At 48.4% G+C, this 16,004-nt stretch carries 19 protein-coding genes and 1 pseudogene; all 20 read right to left on the reverse strand.

The genetic code is table 11. The features are described from left to right. Nucleotides 1-10: 10 nt before the first annotated feature. Nucleotides 11-262 (reverse strand): hypothetical protein, encoded by a 252-nt coding sequence (locus IPL71_RS16100; protein WP_345323368.1) that lies wholly within the window; start codon nt 260-262, stop codon nt 11-13. Continuing rightward, nucleotides 249-761 (reverse strand): hypothetical protein, encoded by a 513-nt coding sequence (locus IPL71_RS16105; RefSeq protein WP_345323370.1) that lies wholly within the window; start codon nt 759-761, stop codon nt 249-251. The genes IPL71_RS16100 and IPL71_RS16105 overlap by 14 nt, the downstream gene beginning before the upstream one ends. A 30-nt stretch (nt 762-791) precedes the next feature. After that, nucleotides 792-1,566, reverse strand: a pseudogene (gene tpiA, locus IPL71_RS16110) (triose-phosphate isomerase). An 11-nt stretch (nt 1,567-1,577) separates the two neighbouring features. Next, on the reverse strand, nt 1,578-2,219 hold the full coding sequence (locus IPL71_RS16115; protein ID WP_345323372.1) for a tetratricopeptide repeat protein: 642 nt from the start codon (nt 2,217-2,219) through the stop codon (nt 1,578-1,580). A gap of 82 nt (nt 2,220-2,301) precedes the next feature. After that, on the reverse strand, nt 2,302-3,372 hold the full coding sequence (locus IPL71_RS16120; RefSeq protein WP_345323374.1) for a protein kinase domain-containing protein: 1,071 nt from the start codon (nt 3,370-3,372) through the stop codon (nt 2,302-2,304). 387 nt (nt 3,373-3,759) lie between these two features. Further along, nucleotides 3,760-5,274 carry a hypothetical protein gene (locus IPL71_RS16125; protein WP_345323376.1) on the reverse strand — a complete coding sequence of 505 codons (1,515 nt, stop codon included), beginning with the start codon at nt 5,272-5,274 and terminating at the stop codon, nt 3,760-3,762. Nucleotides 5,275-5,434: 160 nt separating this feature from the next. After that, the gene (locus IPL71_RS16130) at nt 5,435-5,947 is read right to left on the reverse strand and encodes a hypothetical protein (RefSeq protein WP_345323378.1); all 513 of its coding nucleotides are present in this window, start codon (nt 5,945-5,947) and stop codon (nt 5,435-5,437) included. Nucleotides 5,948-5,970: 23 nt separating this feature from the next. Continuing rightward, nucleotides 5,971-6,120 (reverse strand): hypothetical protein, encoded by a 150-nt coding sequence (locus IPL71_RS16135; protein ID WP_345323380.1) that lies wholly within the window; start codon nt 6,118-6,120, stop codon nt 5,971-5,973. A gap of 56 nt (nt 6,121-6,176) precedes the next feature. Further along, entirely contained in the window at nt 6,177-6,395 is a 219-nt protein-coding gene (locus IPL71_RS16140) for a hypothetical protein (protein ID WP_345323382.1), read from the reverse strand. 190 nt (nt 6,396-6,585) lie between these two features. Continuing rightward, on the reverse strand, nt 6,586-7,755 hold the full coding sequence (locus tag IPL71_RS16145; RefSeq protein WP_345323384.1) for a phosphoglycerate kinase: 1,170 nt from the start codon (nt 7,753-7,755) through the stop codon (nt 6,586-6,588). A gap of 79 nt (nt 7,756-7,834) precedes the next feature. Next, the gene (gene gap / locus IPL71_RS16150; protein WP_345323386.1) at nt 7,835-8,845 is read right to left on the reverse strand and encodes a type I glyceraldehyde-3-phosphate dehydrogenase; all 1,011 of its coding nucleotides are present in this window, start codon (nt 8,843-8,845) and stop codon (nt 7,835-7,837) included. Between the two features lie 361 nt (nt 8,846-9,206). Continuing rightward, nucleotides 9,207-10,391, reverse strand: a complete 1,185-nt coding sequence (gene pepD, locus IPL71_RS16155; RefSeq protein ID WP_345323388.1) for a beta-Ala-His dipeptidase — start codon at nt 10,389-10,391, stop codon at nt 9,207-9,209. Beyond that, nucleotides 10,348-10,641, reverse strand: coding sequence for a hypothetical protein (locus IPL71_RS16160; RefSeq protein ID WP_345323390.1), 294 nt, complete (start codon nt 10,639-10,641; stop codon nt 10,348-10,350). The genes pepD and IPL71_RS16160 overlap by 44 nt, the downstream gene beginning before the upstream one ends. A gap of 9 nt (nt 10,642-10,650) precedes the next feature. Beyond that, nucleotides 10,651-11,484: an EamA family transporter gene (locus IPL71_RS16165; RefSeq protein ID WP_345323392.1), complete on the reverse strand. Its 834-nt coding sequence runs from the start codon at nt 11,482-11,484 to the stop codon at nt 10,651-10,653. Next, nucleotides 11,484-12,839 carry a serine hydrolase gene (locus tag IPL71_RS16170; RefSeq protein ID WP_345323393.1) on the reverse strand — a complete coding sequence of 452 codons (1,356 nt, stop codon included), beginning with the start codon at nt 12,837-12,839 and terminating at the stop codon, nt 11,484-11,486. Before IPL71_RS16170 ends, IPL71_RS16165 begins: the two co-directional genes overlap by 1 nt. Next, a complete protein-coding gene (locus IPL71_RS16175; protein ID WP_345323394.1) occupies nt 12,790-12,927 on the reverse strand; it encodes a hypothetical protein in 138 nt (45 codons plus the stop codon). Before IPL71_RS16175 ends, IPL71_RS16170 begins: the two co-directional genes overlap by 50 nt. A 118-nt stretch (nt 12,928-13,045) precedes the next feature. Next, nucleotides 13,046-14,611 carry an AMP-binding protein gene (locus IPL71_RS16180; protein WP_345323395.1) on the reverse strand — a complete coding sequence of 522 codons (1,566 nt, stop codon included), beginning with the start codon at nt 14,609-14,611 and terminating at the stop codon, nt 13,046-13,048. Between the two features lie 95 nt (nt 14,612-14,706). Next, nucleotides 14,707-15,306, reverse strand: a complete 600-nt coding sequence (locus tag IPL71_RS16185; protein WP_345323408.1) for a TetR/AcrR family transcriptional regulator — start codon at nt 15,304-15,306, stop codon at nt 14,707-14,709. Nucleotides 15,307-15,515: 209 nt separating this feature from the next. Next, on the reverse strand, nt 15,516-15,824 hold the full coding sequence (locus tag IPL71_RS16190) for a uroporphyrinogen decarboxylase family protein (RefSeq protein ID WP_345323410.1): 309 nt from the start codon (nt 15,822-15,824) through the stop codon (nt 15,516-15,518). Further along, nucleotides 15,814-16,004, reverse strand: a 191-nt coding sequence (locus tag IPL71_RS16195) for a hypothetical protein (RefSeq protein WP_345323396.1), incomplete at its 5' end; no start/stop codon positions are given. The genes IPL71_RS16195 and IPL71_RS16190, both read right to left, overlap by 11 nt.

Raw genomic sequence — 16,004 nt, forward strand, 5'->3', positions numbered from 1 at the left:
TTTTAAAAAATTATTTCACATCCAAACCCGTGATGCGAGATACGATACGATGAACCAGCACGATCGGCAGCAAAAGCACGATATGCAGAATCAAACTAAGCCCAAATAAAGTTGCCGCTACATTTAAAAAATTATTTAGAAATGGGGCAAGGTTTTCCAACATCCATGTCCCTGCACCGGCAAAGATCGCCAGGGCAAGCAAAACCGCAGCCCATAGACCAAGCGGAAGCCAGGCATGCCTATCAGATTCAGAAGGCATCATTTGTGCTGGAAACTGCAAAAGCAAATAGAACCAGAGATAAAAGTCCTTCACCAGGAAGAAGTCCCAGACCCATCCAAAACAAATTGATCTGGCCGTGAAGCAGCACATCCCACAGGGTGAGGATTTGCATGTGATTGATCCCCGCGTAGGCGACAAAGGAACTGCCTGCGATCAGCGGCGAGAGACCAATCAATGAATCGCGGACGATATCTGTTTGCTCGGTTTCCACATACCCCATTTGCAAACGTCCGTCAGGCAGACTGGCTGGCATAAGTGAAAACCTGCCAGTGCGCACACCTAATAGCTTCGCCATCAAAAAATGACTAAGTTCATGCAAAAATACACCGGGGAAAAACAGGATCGAGAACAGCCCAATTGTCAACTGTGCATTGCGCGTGACAATAAGAAAAACAGCTTGTATTTCACGATGCAAAAGCCGCTGGAAAAATACCAGCGGCAGAAGTAATAGAATAAACCAGAGCAGACCTGAAAAGGGCATATTCGCAGCTATGCAGGTGGATGATGATGCTTATAAATATTGTATTGACGATCTACGCAGCGGCTTTGGCAATGCCGCAAACTCATCTATTTTCAAGCTGGCCCCACCAACAAGTGCGCCGTCAATATCAGGTTATTGAAGAATTCGCAGCGTTGGAAGCAGTGACGGAGCCGCCGTAAAGTACGCGAATGGCTTGAGCAGTTTCACTGCCAAATAACTCTGTCAACGCGGGGCGGATGATATCTTTTACAACTGCATTCGCTTCAATACCATTGGACGCCTTACCTGTTCCTATCGCCCAGACGGGTTCGTAGGCGACGATGATGCGGGAGGCAAAAGCGGGAGATACGTCCCTGAGACTCTGGCTGGTTTGAGCAGAAACAACTTCACGGGTACGGTTTGATTCGTATTGTTCCAGCGTCTCGCCAACACAAACGATCGGGGTCAGATCAAAGGTTTGGGCGGAGATCAATTTCCGATTCACAATTTCATTGGTTTCGCCAAAATAAGCGCGCCGTTCGGAATGTCCAAGAATAACGTAACGGCATAATTCCTTTACCATTGCAGGGGAAATTTCGCCGGTGAATGCGCCTTTTTCCTCCCAATGCATATTTTGAGCGCCAAGGCTGATGCCAGATCCTTCAAGCAGCGCTGAGGCGGCCATGAGTGACATGAACGGCGGACATAGAACCTTGTCGACGCCGTTGATCTCGCGTAATTGAAGGCTCATCTTGAAGACCAGATCGCGCGTTTCGGCGATGGTCTTGTTCATTTTCCAATTCCCTGCAACTAATGGTGTTCGCATATATGTGATCCTTATAATATTGTTTTGAGATATTCATCAGCCATGAGGCGTATCCACTCGGGCGCGTCAGAATCTGATGAAAGGGTAAGTAATATATTTTTTGCTTCTTCTGTTTCGCCTTCTTTTAAAGCAATCTCTGCTTTTAATAACAGCGATTCAGACATATTGGGCTGCGCTTGCTCGGCCTGTAATAACTGCCGTTTTGCTTCTTCCAAAGAAACATTATATAAAGCGTGCCGGGCGCGCGCAATAAAACCAAGCGGCTGGCTAACGGAATCAATACGGTCAAAGAAAACGAAGCCGGGCATATCTTTTTGTTCTGAAGCCTTATATATAGCTTCATGAAAATCATGTTCCAGTTCAACAGGCATCTCTGTCTCACGATAGATCTGGGATGCGCGTAAATACATTCCTGCAACTGGAATCCAGGCTTCACGATCCTTAAATTCTTCTGCGGCGCGGATGAAAAATTCCTTATTACCGGGGCCGGCTAAATTGGCGGCTTGCACGAGTTCTGACATGGACGGGATGGTTTCTTTCATATCCCATAGGGCAATGGCAAGCTGTAGATGCGCAGCCGGATCACCCGGGTTTTTTCTAACCAGTTCCATATTAGCAAGCACTTCAGGGGAAGCGTTTTGCACAGTGGGCATTGTGGAATTTCCACCAGGACCGCCCTGGCCGCCCGGGCCGGGTACGGTAGGCAAAGGATTGGGAAGAATGGGCGTTGCTGTGTTAATATGAGACGGTAGGCACAGAAGTCGCCTCAACCAAAAGAGCAGCCCGGTTTCTTAAGACAGCGGCAAAAGCAACCGCCAAACAAAGCAAAGCAACGAGAGCCACACTCACCCACATCCACGGAGAACGTTTTTTAGATTCGCTGGCGGCAGGCGCGGCAATTTGTTTTTTAGAATTTGTCCGGTCTGTTTTTAAAGTTCCAGGGCGCATGGTAATGGCTGTACCTTGCATCGGAATGCCGGCTTCAAGCCACGCATCTTTGAACGCTTCGATCAGTTCCTCGGTACTTTCATAACGATCCAGCCGGTCTTTTGCTAGCGCCTTCAACAAAACACGCTGAACAGGCTCGGGCACCTTGGGGTTGACCTTGATCGGTAAAGGCAATGGAGTATAAATATGGTCGTGGATAATTGAAAACGGCGTATCGGCGCTGAATGGAACCTGTCCGACCACCATTTCATATAACATAACGCCAAAGGAATAAATATCTGTTCCAGCATCGAGGTCTTTCTTGCCCATTGCCTGTTCGGGGGAAATGTATTGCGGCGTACCCATGATTGAATCTGATGACATGGTGGATTCGCCAGCTTCTGCGATTCGCGCAAGGCCAAAATCTGCGAGATACATCGTTCCATCCGCTGCAATCATAACGTTGGAAGGTTTTATATCACGATGCAGAATTCCCTGCCTGTGGGCGTATGCCAGAGCAGACCCCACCGAATTAACCACCCGCTCGATCTCCTCTGAAGTAAGCGGGCCTTTATTTAAGCGGGCTTTTAGAGTATCGCCTTCGATGTATTTCATTACAAGAAAAGGCCGCACCTCATATTCTGAATAATCATAAACCGGGACAATATTCGGGTGTTCCAAACGTGCAACCACACGTGCTTCGCGCTGGAAACGCATTGTAAATGTCTGATCCTGATGAAATGCCGGGTGTAAAACTTTTAAAGCAACGTAACGGTCAAGCGCGGCATGATAGGCTTTGTAGACAGTTGCCATGCCGCCTTGACCAAGCTGCTCGATGATCCGATATGGACCAACGTTCTCACCAATATTGAAGGACATACTTGAATCTCCGCTTGCGAATTTCCCCGATTATAGTCGAGTGTTATTAATTTCAGTTGCTCACGCTGTAAATTGTCTGTAAATTGTCTGTAAATTGAAATGTATAACGTTCCGCCGTGCATGGTAAGCGGGACGAAGATTGCTGTCATAGGAGAATACTACGGTCTGACTCGTAAAACTTGAATGGAACCATCCCGACCGAGAATATTTGCTCAAATTCATCTCCGACTCCGGCGTCGATCAACTCATAGATATGGCTGTTTCTACTGGATAAAAGCTGTCACATAAATTGCCTGCACCCCAAGGCTCGAAAGTTGTGCATACAAATCCTCTGGAGAAGTGACAACACCATCTAGATCCCTATTTCAAAATAGTCCATGCGAGCAGCTACAGCCCCGGAGCGCCCGCCGCAACCAGAGAGTCTTCAGGGAAAGTTTCTTGCAAAAAGACAATCGCCTGCTCTTCGGGAATCTTCCCCCAAATTTGTATCTGTGGAGGATTATAGGCGCCCCTCACGATCATGCCGCCTGCTAGAAAAATGAGATAAAGCGTTATGGGAATTTCCTCTACACGGCTGCGACTTGCCAATTTCCCAGCCCAAATGATTCCCAATAAAACCAAAGTATTGAAATAAAGATAATTCAGAGACCTATATACACCGATCACAGACAAAATAACAAGAAACACAGTCCAGATCAAATATTCTTTTCGTCCACTGATAATCGAATTCACCAGTGAAGTGACCCCAATTGCGGCCAATACAAAAACAACAAAGTACGGAGTCTGTAAATAGCCCGCGCGGAAAAACGTGAGGAAATAAACGCCCAGATATGCTGTCCATATCAACAAAGAGCCGAGCAGTAAAAATTGACGTTTCCGCGCCAATTCAAATATACCAGCTATGGCAAGAAAGAATACCATGTAAGCGGTCCGCTTGCCGTATGCCGAATAGACCAACTCGGGCAAAACCTTCAAGCTGTGAACAACGCTCTCAAGCATCTCACGGGGATTATTGCGAATCGCAGTAAATACCGAATAATTATTATCCACGGGCGTGCCATATAATTCACGCGCCTCAAGGATCGCGCATCGTGAAAAACTCTGTTGGCAGGATTCGTTTTCCTGATAAAGCTCGGCCTGTCCCTGCTCAAAAGCAATATACGATCTTTCCCTGGTTCCCAAAGAAAAGTTTCCGGTAACAAATCCGTAAACAAGAAAATAGCCAAAAACAAAAATCAAAAAGGGCAGCGCAGTATAAAGAAGATGTTTAATTTTATTAACGGAAGACCGCAGGAACAAAAGAGAAAGAACCACAAAAATAACAAACAAAACCAGACCATCATTTCTTGACAGCGCAGCCAAACCCAGAAAACATGAGATCCATCCGAGTTGTTTTTCTTCTCTGGTTTCGTAATAAGTTATTACCTTCCAAAAAGCAAAACCGGACATAGCAGCGAACAAAGCATCCGTCGGATTGTCCAATATGTCGGTCAAAACGGTCATGGAAAATAAAACTCCCGCCATCACCAGTGGATAAGACAGCCTGCTCAACCGTTTTGCGATCAGAAAACTACCCAGCCACATCAACCCGAACAACAGCACCCGCCCCACAGCTGCGCTCTGCATCATCCAATACGGAGAACTCTTAAAAGGCAGATAAGTGAACGCATAGAATATCGCCACAAAAGGATTCCACTCAAATGGAGTCAGGGTTCCATTGATCAACTCCCTGCCCGCGTTGATATAAATCGCCTCATCCCAAAGATTAATATCCTGCAAAGTCGGCATGAAACGATACAACATAAAAAGGATTTGAATCAAAAAGATCAACAGCGCAATCAAATCCCCATTCTTTGAAATATCCCAAAGGGCGTTACTCTTTATTTTCTGTGAAAAATTCATATTTTTATTTTTTCTCTAGCCCGCACACAAACCCTAAAGTCTGATTAAAAACCTCGTGTACAGAGAGCAATTATTTTTCAAAATCAGTCATCACGTAACAGCACAAAAACAACAGGTCATTAAAAAGCGGACAGAAAAATCTCCGCCCGCCTTCCATACCCTATTTAAGGTCAATGCTTACATTCACAATTCCGTTTTCAGGCGTCAACGTTAAATTAAAAAGCTGTGAGGTACCATCACCGCAATTTACAGTCCATTCTTCCTGCCAGACACCGCTGGAATCCGGTTCCTGAGTGATGGAAATTATCGTTCCCTCTGCCGTTGGAGCCGCACAGCCCTGTATCGCCGCAAAGATCTGCACCGTTGACCAGGCCACAATGCGCGTGGAATCATCTGTCAGCCCGCCTTGCGGAGCATCACTGCTGTCAAAATTAGGGATCGGAATCGTTGGGCTGTTTGGGTCATTGGGATCCGAAGGAATCCCGGTGGGAATTTCAAAATTTTGAAGCTGCTCATAAGTTGATTGCGCAGCCACATATCCTTGATAACCATAAAAGCCCCCCGCAGCAGTAACCACACAGCAACAACACAAAACGACAGCAACCACCACACCAATAATTATATTGCGGTTTGAATTTGATTTAGCCTGATCTGATTCCATTGAATTTTCCATGATTTTCCTCTACATTAAAAAATTTAATTTTCAACTCGTAATACGACAACATTTATACCGCCGGCAGGTTCAGGAGAAAAACTCACCGCGTAGGTATGCTCCTCACCACACGCATCCAAATGCCACAACTCCGCCCAACTTGCATCGATCACATCCTGCGGCAGGTTCAACACATCCACTGAAGTTAATAAAATAGTATCACAGCTTAAAGCGCCTTCCTCCTTCTCAATTAATTGATAGCCTGTTCCTGAAGTTCGGCACTCGCAATCCCATTATAGCGATACCCGTCCGGCACCTCTGGTATGGAAAATTTTCCAAGATTGGGAATAATGACAATACCCGCCGCGGCCACAAGCAACAAGCATAAAAAACAATCACAGCAATCATGATCATCTGCGCGATCGTTCTCTTGGGCTTCGGCAAAACATTTTTCGGACTTTCCATTCAATGCTCCTGTTTGATTAATATTTTTTGGATTTTATCAGTGACAGGTCAATACTCCAAACCCCAAAAAGTGGGATAAAAACCACGTATCTCACTTAAATTTTTCCTGCTTCTGTTTCGAAATATATTCTCACCCTGTGAGAGGAAACAAAATGCGGTGCAAATTTTTATTTGCACCGCATTCAACCTAACAATTATTTATCGAGCAGAGCCGCCACGCCGGGCAATTCCTTGCCTTCAAGGAATTCGAGTGACGCACCGCCGCCAGTGGAGACGTGCGTCATTTGCTTGGCAACGCCAGCCTTCTTCACCGCACTGGCCGAGTCACCGCCGCCAATGACTGTGATCGCACCGGATTCAGCCAACATGCGCGCCAGGGCAAACGTCCCTTCGGCGAATTTTGGCATTTCAAAAACGCCCACGGGACCATTCCACACCACGAGCTTCACTCCGTTCAAGGAGGTCTTATACAGTTCGAGAGTCTTCGGGCCAACATCGAGCATGCGCCAGCCAGCTGGGATCTTATCCACATCCACGATCTGGGTGTTGGCTTCCGCGTCAAATTTATCAGCAATGATCGCATCCACAGGGAGAATTAATTTATCGCTTGATTTCGCCAAAATGGTTTTTGCCAATTCCAAAGATTCGGCTTCCACGAGGCTGTCTTGCATATTCAATCCCTGCGCAGCGAGGAAAGTGTTTGCCATTCCCCCACCGATGATCAATTTATCGCATTTGGAAAGCAGAGTTTCAACAACCAAAATCTTGTCGCTGATCTTTGCCCCGCCAAGAATGGCGATATAAGGATGCACAGGGTTTGCAACTGCACGTCCCAGATATTCAAGCTCCTGTTCCATTAGGAAGCCGGAAACAGCGGGCAGGAAGCGTGCGATCCCTTCCGTGGAAGAATGTGCGCGATGCGCAGAACCAAACGCATCGTTGACATATACATCACCGAGAGCAGCCATTTGCTTGGCGAGATCGAGGTCATTCTTTTCTTCGCCGGCGTGATAGCGGGTGTTTTCCAGCATCATCACGTCACCGGGTTTCATGGCCTTCGCAAGTTTCTCAACTTCCGCGCCAACGCAATCGGGCGCCATCTGCACGGGAGTCCCTAACAGCGCAGCCAATGCTTCCGAAGCAGCACGCAGGCTAAAGGCTGAGTCAGATGCGGATTTTGGTCGCCCTAAATGACTCATCAAAATTAAAGATGCACCCTGTTCGAGCACGTATTTAATTGTCGGCAGTGCGGCTTTGATGCGCTTGTCGTCGGTGACTTTGCCATCAGCCATCGGCACGTTGAAATCCACGCGCATGAGCACGCGTTTGTTTTTGATGTCAATATCTTTGACTGTCTTTTTCATTGTTGCTCCATATTCGAACGTACACATGAAAACAGGTACACAAGTGATCTATCTACCTGTGTACCTGTTTATTTATTTATTAAAGTTTTTTTGCCATCAATGCTGTGAGGTCAGCGGTGCGGCAGGCATAACCCCATTCATTGTCGTACCAGGCTACAACCTTGACCATGTTGCCGAGAACGATCGTATCCAGTGCGCTGAAGACACTGGAGAAAGTTGTGCCGCGCAGATCAGTGGAGACGAGAGGTTCGTCGGTGACGCTGAGATAGCCCTTCATGGAACCATTGGCATACTCAAGCATGGCTTCGCGAATTTCTTCGATGCTGGCTTCTTTGTTTAAGATGGCGGTGAAATCAACCACTGAAACGGTAGGCGTGGGAACGCGGAAAGCCATACCGGCAAATTTGCCTTTCAATTCAGGGATGACGAGACCGACTGCTTTGGCTGCGCCGGTGGAAGAAGGCACAATGTTTTGGGCAGCAGCGCGGGCATCACGCAAATCTTTTGCGCCAACATCCTGCAATTTCTGTGAGCCGGTGTAAGCGTGGACTGTGGTGAGTAAACCACGATCAATGCCGAATTTGTCGTTGAGCACTTTGGCAACCGGTGCGAGACCATTGGTTGTGCAGGATGCGTTGGAAACGATGTGGTGTTTCTTGGCATCGTATTTGTCTTCGTTGACACCCAACACAATGGTGATGTCTTCGTTCTTGGCAGGTGCTGAAATGATCACTTTCTTTGCGCCGCCGGCTTCGATGTGAACTTTGGCTTTGGTGGCGTCGGTGAAGAAACCGGTGGCCTCGATGACAATATCCACACCTGATTCACTCCACTTGATGGCGGCCGGGTCTTTTTCAGCTGAGACTTTGACTGGCTTGCCGTCAATGATGAGGTTGCCGTCTTTTACTTCTACTGTGCCGTCGAAATTACCATAGGTCGAATCGTACTTAAGAAGATGAGCGTTTGTTGCGGGGTCAAACAAATCATTAACCGCTACAACTTCGATATCTTTCGGGTAACGAGCCTTGAGTGTTCGAAGAACAAGACGACCAATGCGGCCAAAACCATTAATACCAACTTTTACTGACATTTGAATTCTCCTTAAAAAGAAATTTAATTTGTTTGTGAATTTTCACACAATCCATATTCTAACATAGATTTTGTGAATTATAGCACTGCGATAGGCACAGCGAGGTCAATCGCGGCCATATCTAAAAACGAGATGAAACATAGTAAGTTCAGAAAAGACATTATAACCAAAAAGCCCACTAGGCGTGTTGTCTGGATGACTTTAAATTCCTCCCCCCTTTCTGAAACCATGGTTAATCAGGCCTGATATTACTACATTACCAGAACGGAGGTGTAGACAGGAACACAACAAATCTTATTTATCACTGTCTACCCATGCCGGTTTCAAAATTAACGCAATAGATGGCGCATATCAAAATTACTTAAATAGCCGGTAACGTTTTCAAAAACTCCCAAGTCTTTGCAAGTGATGGCACATATAACCGTTCCTCTGGTGAATGTAAATCTCTGATTGTCGGTCCCATTGAGATGGTATCCAATCCGCCGCAGCGGTCGCTGATGATTCCGCATTCGAGTCCGCCATGGGTGAGTTCGATCTTGGGGTCTTCTTCGACGATACCGCGATATGTGTCGACGCATTGCTTGAGAAGCGGGGATGCCATGTTCGGCTGCCAAGGTGGGAACATTTTCGTTCTTTCGGTCTTTGCGCCTGCCAGCCATGCGACAGTTTCGACTCGTCTGGTAATTTCATCCAATCTCGAAAAGACCGCGCTGCGATTTGTGGAGACAACGGACAGCCCGTCCTCTTTCAACTCCATCACGCCAATGTTATTGGACGTTTCGACGAAGGCGGGCATATCTGCAAACATGGATGTCACTCCATGCGGCAACGCCATCAGCAAGCGGATTGCTGCCTGAGTTTCAGCGGAGTTAATGGTGCGGGAAGACTCGCCGCTGATTTCGTTCAGCGTGAGCACAAGCCCTGCCTCTGTTTTGGCAAGTTCACTTTGGACGACGGCTTGAATGGCAGAGAATTTTTCTTTGCACAGTGTCGCATTATCCTTCGCACAAACGAATACTGCTTCCGCGTCGCGTGGGATGGCGTTGCGCGCCGTCCCGCCTTTGAGCGTGGATAGGCGAATTTCCATATCGCGTTGAATAAAGTCCAGTATGCGGGCGATGAGTTTGTTTGCGTTCGTGCGAAACTTGTTGATATCTTCTCCAGAATGCCCGCCTTGCAAGCCGCTGACCTTCAACTCAAAAGCAACTTCATTCTGCTTTTGTGAGTCCCATGTGACGGGTAATATCATGTACACACTTCCACCGCCTGCACACCCCACCGTAAAAACGCCTTCTGTTTCAGAATCCACATTGATAAGTGTTTTGCCTGTTAGCAGCGTTGGGTCAAGGGTATCTGCGCCGACAAGTCCCGACTCTTCTTCGACAGTCAGCAGCAACTCAAGCCGCGGATGTTTGACAGACTCATCTTCAACCAATGACATCATCAATGCAATGCCAATACCGTTATCCGCGCCGAGGGTGGTGCCATTCGCGCGAATCCAGTCACCGTCGCGGATAAGTTGAATGGGGTCTTTTGGTGAAATCATGCGTGGACTCAAGCGTCTTCTGGCAGACCATGTCCATGTGACCTTGCAAAATTAGCGTCGGGCGGTCTTCGTAGCCTGCGCTGGCAGGGACGTAGATGACGAGATTCCCCGCCGCGTCTGTCTTGGAGGTGCAGTTGTGTTCTGCCGCCCATTCAATGAGCCAGTTACGAATAGCCGCTTCGTTCTTCGAACCACGCGGGATGGATGATACTTTTTCAAAATTCTTGAGGATGAGTTCGGTTGGGTTCATTGTATATTCCTATATCGTTATCAAGATGATCGCAAGCAGGGCAATTGCCACGCCAATGCGTTGAACGCTACTGATCTTTTCACGCAAAATCAACCATGCCAGCAAGACCGTTACACCAGAGTATAGCGAGCCGAGGACTGCGGCAATATCCATGCGTCCTGATTGGACAGCAAGGATAAAAAACACGCTGCCCAACACGTCCACGCTAATGTTGAGAAGGACAAGCGGCAGCATGGAACGGGATGGCAGGTGTAACTCTTTGCTAAAGGCGGCAAGGATCATTAATGTCAACCCACCCGCACCACGGACAGCAACAAGCGGAGCAAAAACGCTACTCTGCCCGCCAAGATCAACAAAGATGAAATAAATGCCGAAGCCCAGCCCCGCAAAAAAAGGCAACAGCAAATCTTTCAGTCGTAATTTTATTGCACCAGCCCCATTCTGTGAAATAAGCCAGATGGCTGCCAGTGCAAAAATAAAACCAGCGACAATTGAAGCGGATGGAACTCCATCCCTCACGACGCCTACAATGGCGGGTAACCCCGCAGATGTGACCGCTGCAATCGGCGCGGCAGTGGACATTTGCCCGTCTGCAAGGGCACGGTACAAAGCAAGAAAACCCAACGAGCCGATGACACCTGCTGCGCCGCACCACAACCAATCAACAAGAGGCATGGTCAATTGTCTGGTGAAAAGCGCAATTGCAAGGACGGGAATCAATCCGCCTGCTTGAACATACAACGACGCCCTCACAGCATTAGCGCGACGGCTAACCAGCCCGCCTGCGAAGTCACCTGCGCCCCAAAATAGCGCCGAGGCGAGACCGAAGAGAATAGTTTGCATTACTTTTTTTTGTATTCCGCTCTGTCGTTGAGTAATGTCATTGTCTTGCCATCGGACGAGAAAGCAATCATTGTGTCATCCAAAAATGCTTTGAGATTCCAATGGGCGAGGAAGGTGTCACCTTGCCAGTGTTCGAGGATGGCGGTGTTGGCTCCATAGGTGATTTGCAAAGAGTTATCTTTGATAGTTACAGTCATATCGCCGAACAGGTCGTTGGAAAATGTCCCAGCGTAGGAATCCAGCTTGTTGGACGGAGTCAGGTTCGGGTCACGTTTGAGGCGCATGTCGTCCACCTGACCTTTGACTTCTGCCATATATCCCTGCGCCACCATCTGAAATTCCGATGACCAGTCGCGTCCGCTTTTATCAAGCAAGATATCTGAAATCGCATAAAACAACGCGGCGTGCGATAGCGTTTGATGGACATTGACCATGACGGCGAGACCGAGTTTACGCTGCGGGAAAAACGCGACGGCGGAGTTATAGCCAGGCATTTGCCCGCCATGCATGAGAACTTTTTCACCGTGAAGATCCATGACCCACCAGCCGAGACCGTACGTCCAAAAATGGGTGGCGGGTTGCAGATAGGCGAGCGGCGCGAGTTCGGAGTTGAGCACATCCTGCATGACCATTTGCGGCGTGGTGAGTTCGTTGAAGGTTGAAGGTTGAAGGAGCGGCGCACCGTTATTGAGTAATGCCTTGAGCCATTGCGCGAGGTCATTCGCGGAAGTATGAATCGAGCCAGCGGGTTCATGCACGATTTTGAAATTTTCGATGACACTCATCTCGCCAAGAAAACGCACGCCCGCAGGATAGGTTTCATCGAGCACAGCATGGGGCGAGGCAAAATTCTTGTGGTCGGTAACGCGGTCATATCCACTGAATGAGTGGGACATGTTCATTGCGTTGAAAATTCTTTCGGTGATGAAATCATCCCATGTTTTGCCCGTGACCGCTTCAATGAGCAAACCCGCCACGCCATATTGTTGATTGGCATACTGAAACTGCGTGCGGAAATTGGATGTGGGTTTGAGATAACGCATGCGGCGCATGAGTTCGCGCTGGTCATATCCGCGATGGTAGTAGAGACGCTGGGCGCGTTCCAAGCCGAGGCGGTGACAGAGCAAATCGCGCACGGTGACATGACGCGCAACCCAATCATCGTACAACTCAAACTCAGGGATATGTTGAATCACGAGGTCATCCCATCCCAGTTTGCCTTCATCCACCAACATGCCGATCAGTGCGGAGGTGAATGCCTTTGTCGTGGAACCAATCGCAAAGATGGTATCCGCGTTCACGGCTTCAGGCTTGCCCGCCTCGAGCACGCCGTAGCCTTGGCGCGAAAATCTCATCGCTTTGGGCAATCGCTACCGCCGCGCCAGGGATATTCCATGCGGCGAGGGTTTTTGAAATTGTTTCGTTGAGTTGTTGTGTGTTCATAAGTCTCCAAAAAACTTTTGGACACGGATTGCACTGATTTTACGGAAAGAACACAGATTTTCTTTTTAAAAAAATCCGTGTAAACCCGTGCAATCCGTAAAATCCATGTACTTGATTTTTATTTCCATACCTTATCCACTGCGTCATAACTTCCAACGCGCAAGTCCGCTTTCAATTTCACCAGCTTATGCTTCTCGACTCGCTCCGATGGTGTTCTCGGTAAATCATCGGCATACTCAATAAATCTCGGCACTTTGAAATACGCCAACTGCTCACGGGCATAATCCAAAATAGATTCAGGCGAAGCGTTTTCTTTTGTGTATCCATCCTTCAACACGATATACGCCTTCACTTCTTCGCCGCGCAACTCGTCAGGGACAGGCACCACCGCCGCCACTTTCACAGCGGGATGTTCCATCAGCACGCCTTCCACTTCCACCGATGAAATATTTTCACCCGCACGGCGGATCGTATCCTTCAAACGCGCCCGCCAGTGGAAATATCCCTTCTCGTCTTTTGTGACCATATCACCAGTGTGCAGCCAGCCATTTTTCATGACCTCCGCTGTCGCTTCGGGTTTGTTCCAGTAGCCCGTCATCATCGGTTCACCGCGCAGGATCAATTCACCTACACTGCCTTCGGGCACATCGTTTCCATTCGTATCCACCACTCTCGCTTCTTTTGTCGCAATCGGTCTACCCATCGCGCCCGTGCCAACCGAAAAACCATCATCAAATGGCACGATCAAATCCACGCCTGTTTCGGTCATCCCAAATGCTTCACGCCATGGTACGCCCCAACGACGTTCAAACTCGGCATGGAACTTCGGATGAATCCCCGAGCACAGAATCATTTTCAATTTATGTCCGCGTTCCAAAGAGGCATCTTCGGGCATCTTCAATAAAAAGAACGGCATCGTGCCGATCAAATACAGCACGGTCACGTTATGTCGAATCACTTCTCCCCAAAAATGCGACGGCGAAAATCTTGGCAGGATCACCAATGGCGCACCGCCGATCAAACACGAAACTGTGTTCCACTGCGGATCCATATAATAAAACGGCTGCGCGGTCAGGTTGCATTCCGCTGGCGTCAGCTCAAAATAATTCGCCGCGATCTGCCCAAGCATCAGCCAATATCTTTGCTGCAACATGCAGCCCTTCGGAAAACCCGTCGTGCCCGATGTATATTGGATGTTGACCAAATCCTCGCCAGTGACGTTGGATGACTCAAACGAGTCGGATGACTCATCAACCAAACGCATCCAATCTGACCCGTTGCCTGATTCAGTCACGAGCAGCGTTTCCTTCACTGATGGCAAGTGCGCCCGCACCCGCTCCCATTGCTCCATATAATTTTCGTGGACGACGAAGAATCCCGCCTGCGAATCATCGAGTGTATAGGTCAGATCATGGTCGTGGTAGTTGATGTTGACAGGCACGATGACCGCGCCCAACTTCGCCAGCGCAAACCAGACGATGGGGAAGTCCACGCCGTTGGGCAGCATCACCGCCACGCGCTCGCCCTTCGTCACGCCGATGGACTTCAGCGCGTTCGCCGTTTTGTTCGCCCGCCGATTGACTTCTGCAAACGAAAGCGGCTTATCTTCAAAGATGAATAACGGTTTCTCCCCAAACCGCTCCGCCGCGCTCTCCACCAAATGACCTAAACTCTTCCACTCCATACGCGATTCTCCTTTGGCTTTTTTCACCATGGAGAACACAGAGTTCACAGAGAAAAAAATAAAAAGAATCTCCGTGCGCTCTGTGCTCTCTGTGGTTAATTCTTTTTGACTCTCTTCACAAACATCTCACTCAACTCGCGGCTTGACTCTTGCAAATCCACTGCCTTCGGGTCAAAGACCCATTGCAGCATGATTCCGTCAATCGCGCCTTGAATGATGGACGCCATGCTTTGCTCATCGAACTTCGTAAATTCCTTCTGCTCCACGCCAATACGGAAAATTTTCTTGAGATGAGCACGGCAAGGGTCATACGCGGAATCACTGAATGCCTTCTTCTCTTCAGGTGAAGTAAAACTGCCCCACAAATCCACCAGCGCCACGAACTGCGAACGGTTCTGCGAGATGTACTCGAAACTGGATTCAATATACACGCGCAGTTTGGCACTGCCTTTGGTTTCCTCTTCAACGCGCCCACGGATGTATGCGCCTTGTCGATTTAAGATGGTGTGAATCGCAGAGGTGATGAGGTCATGCTTGCCGTTGAAGTGATAGGCGATCAGTCCCTTGGTGATTCCCAGGCTCTTGGCAATCTCCGCAAAGGACGTTTGGGTATATCCATGCTCGGCAATTGTCTGCAACGCCGCGTCGATGATTTGTTTGCGGCGGGCTTCTTCAATAAAGTAGGCTGTTCTGATTTGGTAGGTTTCTTAACCATGTTCTTTTCCTTTTTGCGCGGGTTGGTTTCACCACAAAAATCTCTGTGGTAAAAAAATCATTCTCCGCCAAATTCTACCTGACAGCGGAAGAACTCGCGCACGGCTTCGGGATTCATCCCGGGGTAAATGCTGTTGCAGGAAGAAAGCATAAAGCCTTCCCTGCCGCCTTGTTCATAACTGCGTTTACATCAGCCGAATAGGTCGATATTTGGCTCAAAAAATAGATTGGTGATATCCACGTTGCCGATCAAAATTAATTGTCGCCATATTGGGCTTGACTTCGTCAACTTGTTGCCAGATAGCGTTTCGAGTCCGTGTACGCCAGCAAAGCCAGCCTCAACGGCGAACGGCAGCAACTTGTCCATCTTGCCATCGCTATGCCAGATAACAGGCACAGGAATTTCCCGCACCACGCGTTGATGATAGGGCAAGACCAACTCGCGCCACATTTGCGGGGAGATCATTGACCCGCCGCGATGAGCAGCGTCATCGCCCATCACGATCAACTCCGCTGCCAAGTTCTGCTGCGCGTTTGTATACAATACACCAATCTGTACGTACTTCCATCACGGCTTGAACAAAGGACATATCTTTCTTGAACATGCGGAACATGTCCTCCATGCCCCTTGCCATATACGTTCCCATAAACGGACCGATATGCGTGCCGAAGAAAGGCA

It is taken from the genome of Candidatus Villigracilis proximus (genome assembly GCF_016717045.1).
GTDB lineage: Bacteria > Chloroflexota > Anaerolineae > Anaerolineales > Villigracilaceae > Villigracilis > Villigracilis proximus.

What these genes read in the sequence shown, in the direction of transcription:
- IPL71_RS16100 (WP_345323368.1), bottom strand. Translation starts at nt 262, where the DNA reads ATGATGCCTTCTGAATCTGATAGGCATGCCTGGCTTCCGCTTGGTCTA.
- IPL71_RS16105 (WP_345323370.1), bottom strand. Translation starts at nt 761, where the DNA reads ATGCCCTTTTCAGGTCTGCTCTGGTTTATTCTATTACTTCTGCCGCTG.
- IPL71_RS16115 (WP_345323372.1), bottom strand. Translation starts at nt 2,219, where the DNA reads ATGCCCACTGTGCAAAACGCTTCCCCTGAAGTGCTTGCTAATATGGAA.
- IPL71_RS16120 (WP_345323374.1), bottom strand. Translation starts at nt 3,372, where the DNA reads ATGTCCTTCAATATTGGTGAGAACGTTGGTCCATATCGGATCATCGAG.
- IPL71_RS16125 (WP_345323376.1), bottom strand. Translation starts at nt 5,274, where the DNA reads ATGAATTTTTCACAGAAAATAAAGAGTAACGCCCTTTGGGATATTTCA.
- IPL71_RS16130 (WP_345323378.1), bottom strand. Translation starts at nt 5,947, where the DNA reads ATGGAAAATTCAATGGAATCAGATCAGGCTAAATCAAATTCAAACCGC.
- IPL71_RS16145 (WP_345323384.1), bottom strand. Translation starts at nt 7,755, where the DNA reads ATGAAAAAGACAGTCAAAGATATTGACATCAAAAACAAACGCGTGCTC.
- gap (WP_345323386.1), bottom strand. Translation starts at nt 8,845, where the DNA reads ATGTCAGTAAAAGTTGGTATTAATGGTTTTGGCCGCATTGGTCGTCTT.
- pepD (WP_345323388.1), bottom strand. Translation starts at nt 10,391, where the DNA reads ATGATTTCACCAAAAGACCCCATTCAACTTATCCGCGACGGTGACTGG.
- IPL71_RS16160 (WP_345323390.1), bottom strand. Translation starts at nt 10,641, where the DNA reads ATGAACCCAACCGAACTCATCCTCAAGAATTTTGAAAAAGTATCATCC.
- IPL71_RS16165 (WP_345323392.1), bottom strand. Translation starts at nt 11,484, where the DNA reads ATGCAAACTATTCTCTTCGGTCTCGCCTCGGCGCTATTTTGGGGCGCA.
- IPL71_RS16170 (WP_345323393.1), bottom strand. Translation starts at nt 12,839, where the DNA reads ATGAGATTTTCGCGCCAAGGCTACGGCGTGCTCGAGGCGGGCAAGCCT.
- IPL71_RS16175 (WP_345323394.1), bottom strand. Translation starts at nt 12,927, where the DNA reads ATGAACACACAACAACTCAACGAAACAATTTCAAAAACCCTCGCCGCA.
- IPL71_RS16180 (WP_345323395.1), bottom strand. Translation starts at nt 14,611, where the DNA reads ATGGAGTGGAAGAGTTTAGGTCATTTGGTGGAGAGCGCGGCGGAGCGG.
- IPL71_RS16190 (WP_345323410.1), bottom strand. Translation starts at nt 15,824, where the DNA reads ATGGGCGATGACGCTGCTCATCGCGGCGGGTCAATGATCTCCCCGCAA.